Source organism: Dyella sp. ASV21 (assembly GCF_016428975.1).
Taxonomy (GTDB): Bacteria; Pseudomonadota; Gammaproteobacteria; order Xanthomonadales; family Rhodanobacteraceae; genus Dyella.
Window position 1 is genome coordinate 22795 of record NZ_JAELTT010000052.1, and the last position, 6266, is coordinate 29060.

At 61.5% G+C, this 6266-nt stretch carries 6 protein-coding genes; all 6 read right to left on the reverse strand.

Translation table 11 applies throughout. The annotated features are described in order from the left end of the window. Positions 1 to 4: 4 nt before the first annotated feature. Positions 5 to 1249: an ABC transporter ATP-binding protein gene (locus JHD67_RS15645; protein ID WP_199100162.1), complete on the reverse strand. Its 1245-nt coding sequence runs from the start codon at positions 1247 to 1249 to the stop codon at positions 5 to 7. Further along, entirely contained in the window at positions 1249 to 2046 is a 798-nt protein-coding gene (locus JHD67_RS15650) for an ABC transporter permease (RefSeq protein ID WP_199100163.1), read from the reverse strand. The genes JHD67_RS15645 and JHD67_RS15650 overlap by 1 nt, the downstream gene beginning before the upstream one ends. A 25-nt stretch (positions 2047 to 2071) precedes the next feature. Then, positions 2072 to 2929 (reverse strand): class I SAM-dependent methyltransferase, encoded by an 858-nt coding sequence (locus tag JHD67_RS15655; RefSeq protein ID WP_199100164.1) that lies wholly within the window; start codon positions 2927 to 2929, stop codon positions 2072 to 2074. Positions 2930 to 2977: 48 nt separating this feature from the next. Further along, positions 2978 to 4210 carry an acyltransferase gene (locus JHD67_RS15660; protein ID WP_199100165.1) on the reverse strand — a complete coding sequence of 411 codons (1233 nt, stop codon included), beginning with the start codon at positions 4208 to 4210 and terminating at the stop codon, positions 2978 to 2980. Further along, on the reverse strand, positions 4170 to 5459 hold the full coding sequence (locus JHD67_RS15665) for a glycosyltransferase (protein WP_199100166.1): 1290 nt from the start codon (positions 5457 to 5459) through the stop codon (positions 4170 to 4172). The genes JHD67_RS15660 and JHD67_RS15665 overlap by 41 nt, the downstream gene beginning before the upstream one ends. Beyond that, positions 5456 to 6266: glycosyltransferase (locus JHD67_RS15670; protein ID WP_199100167.1), on the reverse strand; the 811-nt coding region annotated here is incomplete at its 5' end. The genes JHD67_RS15670 and JHD67_RS15665, both read right to left, overlap by 4 nt.

Genomic DNA, 6266 nt, shown 5'->3' on the forward strand with positions numbered 1-6266 from the left:
AGGGTCAAGCCCGGCACGACTCGCGCTCATCACGCACAACCTCAAGCCGCGCATCCAGCCAGTTGCAGCCGACGAAGTTCTCTTTCCCGTGGTTGAACACGTGGAACAGCAGCGCGTTATCGCGCCACTCATAGTTCTTGTCGATGTGCGAATCCTCGCGCGAGAGCGACAGTGAAATCGCGTAGCTGCCCTTACCCAGGCCCGCATCGAAGTGGAACGTGTAGGTGGCACCCTCACCTGCCTTCACATCCATCAATGGCGCTTCCAGGCGATGCGAGTTGATGCCGTACATGCAATGGCCCAGACGGTCCTTGATCATGAAACCCAGGACGAGCCTTGGCACCTCCGACGTCGCGCGCACCTTGACGACCAGTCTCAAATGCTCGCCCACCTGCACCGAGTCTGCCGGTTTACCGTCCTCGCCCAGCAGCTGCGCATCGATGATGCTGACTTCACCCGTGCCGGAGATAGTCGAGATTCGGCCATCGGCTAGCGTGGCCTGCTTGACAGTTTCAAATTCGCGCTCAGCCATCAGCGCGTTGTAGTAGTCCAGCACGTCCACCGGCTCGCCCTGCATGCGGATGCGGCCCTTATCCAAAAGGATCGCGCGATCGCACACTGTCTGGATGGCGTAACGGTCGTGCGACACGATCAGCAGCGTGGTGCCCGCCTTGCGGAAGGAGCGGATCCGCTCGAAGCTCTTGTGTTGGAAATACGAGTCACCCACCGACAACGCTTCGTCGACGATGAGCACGTCGGGCCGCTGCGCCGTCGCGACACTGAAAGCCAGCCGCATCTGCATGCCGCTGGAGTACGTACGCACCGGCAGGTCGATGTATTCGCCGATCTCGGCAAACGCCTCGATCTGTGGCATCAGGTCATCGATCTCTTCCAGGGAAAGGCCCTGCAGTTGGCCGTTCATGATGACGTTCTGCCGACCCGTGAACTCGGGATGGAAGCCCATTCCAAGCTCCAGCAACGCGGCGACGCGTCCACCGATCTGGATGTCGCCCCGACTCGGGCGCACGGTGCCAGCCATCATCTTGAGCAGCGTACTTTTGCCCGCGCCATTGCTTCCGACGATGCCCACGGCTTCGCCGGGCTTCAGTTCGAAATCGATGTCCTGCAGCACCCAGTGCGTTTCGTGTCGTTTACCTGCGAACGGCAGGATCCATTCGGCCAGGCGAGCCCACTGGCTGGGGTAGATCTTGTAGGCCTTGCCCAGGCCCGTGACGCGAATGTCGCTCATCAGAGTTCGTCCACCATTTCACCGGCGCGGCGGCGGAACAGCATCAGGCCTGTCGCGCACAGCGCGATCGCCACCAGCGTGACGGGAACCAGTTGCGCCCACTGCGGCACTTTTCCGTAAAGGAAAATGCCCTGGTAAGACTGGATCAGCGGTGCCATCGGGTTGAGCGAAAGGAGACGCTGTACTGGCGCGGGCAGTGTAGCGGCCGAGTAAACGATGGGCGTGAACCAGAACCAGAACTGCAGCACGATGCCAATCAGCTGCCCAACGTCACGGAAGAACACGTTCAACACGCCCGCAATAATGCCCAGCCCTGCGGCGAAGGCGATCTGCACCAGCAGCACCGGTATGGCACAGAACACCACCCACCCAGGAAAGCTGCCCGATAAAAGCAGGAAGGCGATGAAGATCGCAAACGTGATGCCAAAGTTCACCAGCGCGTTCAACACGGCGATGGCCGGCAGGCAAATGCGCGGGAAATTGAGCTTCTTGATCATGTTGCCGTTGTCCAGGAACACGCCTTGGCCCCGCGTCACGATCTCCGAGAACAGACCCCAGGTAAGCAGGCCAGAGCAAAGATAGATGCTGTACGCATAAGCGCTGTCCATACCGGGCAGACGAGCACGCATGAGCTCGGCGAAGATCACGGTGTAAACCACGATCATCGCCAGTGGCTGCAACACGGCCCACGTACCGCCCAACAGCGAGTTGCGATAACGCGCCTGAAATTCGCGTCTGACACTGCCGAGGATGAATCCCCGATAGCGCCAGAGTGCACCAGCCAACGTGTTGCTCATGTAAGGCACACTCCGTTCCCCTGCATCACGCGTCCGGCCCGGGCTTGCGCGCCACGATCACGCGGCTCTTGGGAAGGAAACGATCGAGCTTCTCCTTGTATGCCTTGCCATCGGGCAGCGCGAGAATGGCCTGCCACGCCTGCACCCAATGGTTGAGTGCGGGATGACTTGGGTTGTCCAGGTCTACGCGACATGCCCAGAACAGCCCCCACCAGATCGACCAGAAGAACCCATACTGCGTGTGCTCCTCCACGATAAGCCCGGAGCGCACGACCATCTGCTCAAACTCGTCCCGGCCGATGATGCGAATGTGGTTGGGGCTCTGGAAGTAACTCGGCGGCGCCACCTCTTTCTGCAAGTGCTCCTGCAGTTCGTCGGGAACCGTCAACAGGTAGCGGGCGCCAGGCTTGCCAATACGGTAGAGCTCTGCCATTACCTGATCGGGATCGGCCACGTGTTCGAGCACTTCGGTGCATACCACGCGCGTGGCGCATGCATCAGGCAATGGCAACGGCGAGGCGTCGCTGACCAGCGCCGCACAACGACCGGGAATGACGTCCTCCAGTTTGGGACGGATGGCATCGATCACGCGCTGGTCGATATCCACCGCCGTCACGTGGGCGCCACGCCGTGCACAGAACAAGCTGCTGCCGCCATCGCCACAGCCCACATCGACGACCGTATCGTCCGGACCGATCGGGATGCCGCGGAACAACTCGTTGGTGTCGTTGAGATACCAACCACTCGCCACCGCATCGGTAAGGCCCAGGCCCGACGCACCCGCCATGTCCGCCACGGCGCCCGAACCTTCCGTCTTCTTCGACGGCGCGACGCTCTCTTCGTTGGATAAGAGGCCAAGAAGCCGTTTCGATAGCTCAGACATACAGGCGAACTCCAGGGAAATGCTTGAATAGTGATGACATCGCTTCTCTCAGGCTACAGCCGCAACAGCTGCACGACCTTCCTCATCGGGAAGCTCCTGCATACGGCGGCGCTCGAAGCGCGACGCGATGCCTGCGCCGAAACGGCGCAAGGGTGTCTCGACGAGACGATAATTTGCATCGGCCAGCAGCATCACCAGCACCAACGTGGTGGGAACCAGTAGCCACGCCGAAGGCCATTGTCCGATGCCACCGGAAGCCAACAGGCGCGTGCAAACCTCGCGCATGAAGAAGAAAGCGGGAACATGGATTAGGTAAATGGCGTACGACCGCGCACCTATCCATGCCAGCAGCCGACGGAGCGGACCGTGCGGCGGCAGATATCCCGCCGGATAGGAAGCAAGCCACACCAAGAACGCGGCGAGTACCGCGATAATGCCAACCCGATAGCGCCATAGACTCAAGGAGTCCCTGCAGCAGATCGCCATGCCAGTGAATGCCGCAGCGACCAGCAGCATCTGCATCACGGGGCGACGCGCCAGGGAACGTGGCTCCCACCGCAGCAGCCAGCCCCGCTGCTCGGCCATGGCCAGCAGTACACCGAGTGCCAGTGCGTCCGTCCTCAGCATCATCAGCCACGGCGTGCGGATGACGAACAACTGCGACAACGCGAGCACCGCGATCAACCAGGGCAGCCATCGCCGAAAGAAGAACGCTAGCAAGGGAAACAACAGATAGAACTGCTCTTCCAGAGACAGGCTCCAATAGACGAAGCTGGCACCGTATTCGGAATGGAACATGGTTTGGGCAAGCCTGAAATTGGCAACGCTAAACAGGCCTGCCAGCGTCGCCATCACATTGGCGTGCCAACTGCCGAACGCATTGCTCCGATTAAAGGCCACTGATGCCACCAGCACAATGCCAAGCCACAGCCACGCCGATGGCAGCAATCGCCAGCATCGCCGTATCCAGAAGGCGCCAAGGATGCCTAGCGATTCGCGACGATCGCGCGCCTGATCCAGGCGCGGCAGAAAGCTTCGCGCGATGACATAACCGGACACGGCGAAAAACAGGTCCACACCCCACCAGAAACCGAAGCGTGCGTGGATGGCATTCAGTACGTTGTCCGTGTCATGAAAAAGATTGCCGCGCGCATGCTCAAGCAACACGCCAAGCACGGCGAATGCGCGCAAGCATTCAATGCCCACATTCTTGCCGCGTGTCGCCAGCACCGTCATCCGCTCAACCCACGCTAGCCAGCGGTACGCGAGCCAGCCGCTCACGGATGCTCGCGACCAGCCGTGGGCCCACTACGTCCATGGAGCAATAGCGCCTCAGCGACTCCACTGCGGCACGCGACATGGCGGCGTGCACGGCGGGCTCCCGGGTGGCGACGTAATAGCTCTTGCGAAATGCCGACACGAGTGACTGGTGATGGATGCGGTGGCGCAGCGTGCGCAGCGTCTGCCGCGGGTCATGCGGCCACGAACCGATTTCCTCGCTCGAATCCACCACGAACGCACACTCCTCGTCGACGTAGTCGCGCATGGAGGTGTGGCACGGTGCAATGGCCACCTTGCCGGCCGACATGTACTCCATCAACGGCAGGCATTGGCCCTCGCCATGCGATGCATTGAGTGCGAATGTCGTGGCCGACAGAAGGGCCTCGTAGTCGGCAGGATCAAGATAAGCATGCAGAAATACGATACGACCCGCGATCGGCCCCATGCGGTACACCGTCTCCAGCATCCATGGAATCACCTCCGACGGATCGTAGTGCGTAAGCTTGAAGACCAGCGTGGCATCGGGCTTGTCGCGCAGGGCCTCGCAGAACGCGCCGATCATCGAGCGCCAGTTCTTGCGGCCATCGCAGGGGTTGAACACGGCCGTATAGACGACGCCGTCCAGAAGAAGATCGCGCGGGCCCGACCCTGTGGATGCCGGCAAGGGCAACGAGCCAGGCAGGGCGGCCTTGATCAGACGCTTGCGGTACTGCGCCAGATCCACTTCGCGGCTGTCGATCAACAATCCGTTACAGCGGATGCGCCGCACACCCAGCGCGGCACGCCGCGTTCCCTGCACGCGATCCCACAGCGGCGCCGGCACCGATGCGATGGGGTAATCCCTGCCCAGGAACGAACGCGCGCGCTCCACCGTGAAGCTCGAATGCGTCAGCGCACCCTCGAAGTGGTTGAGTACCCGCACCCAGTCATTGCGCGGCTTGCCATTGAATTCCTGCGACGGCAGCGCCTCGTACTCCCATGCAAACACAGGGATGGTGGGGCACGCCAGACCCAGCGGCACCTTGTTCGGCGGCATGAAGCAGAGAAACACACACGCCTCGCCGCGCGCGCGACACGCCTCGTAGATTGCATCCACTTCCGTCGCTGGATCGGAGATATCGATGACGCTGCCGATCTGGTCGAGCAGCGGACGAAATTCCTGGATGACGAAGCGGTAGCTGTATTCGGGCTGGCCAAGTCGCTTGTGCAGGTCGCGCCCCGCGGTACTGGTGTAGACGAGTAGCTTCATGGCGCAACCGGCAAAGAAGACAGGTGCGGACGGGCGTTGGACTCCGCCGACGCCGACATGGCGATGTCATCGGCAAGGAAACGTTGCAGTTGACGCTTCACGACCTCGGGGCCGCAATAGTTCTGGATTGCCTCATGCGCCTTGAGCGACATCGCCGCATACGTCTCCGGTTCGGCACACGCCACTTGGTAGCTGCGATGGAACGCATCGAACAACGACTTCCACTCCAACTGGTGGAACCACGTGCGATCCATTTCCATGTCACCATGCGGCCACACCGTTGGCTCACCCGGGTGGCTAGCCACGACAAAGGCGAAGTCGTCGCTGATGTAGTCGGCCATGGCCGTGTGGTTGGGAGCGATCGCCGGAATGCCCGCGCCAAGAAACTCGACCAGCGGCAGGCACAATCCCTCGGCGAGCGACGTGTTGACGTAATAGGTCGTGGCATCGAGCAGCGAGGCGTAATCCTCCTCGGTGAGGTAGCCCGCCACGGAAATGACTCGGCACTGGAACGGCATCAGCTTGCTCAGCCACATCAGCAGTTCGAGGTGGCACAGCTTGAGGTCGGAGCCAGCGATCTTGAGGATCAGCGTGGCGTCCGGGTTATCACGGAACGCCCAGCAGAATGCGGTGATCAGGTCCGCCCAGTTCTTGCGCCCTGCCTCCGGCGTGAGCACCGCGGTGTAGACCACACCATGCGGGTCCATCCGGTAACGATACGCTGGCGGCGGGTCCCAGCCGCAGGGCTCCGTCCAGTACTCATGCGGTTCAAGCGGCCGGGCGCCCTTGCGTTCAATGGCGACCAGC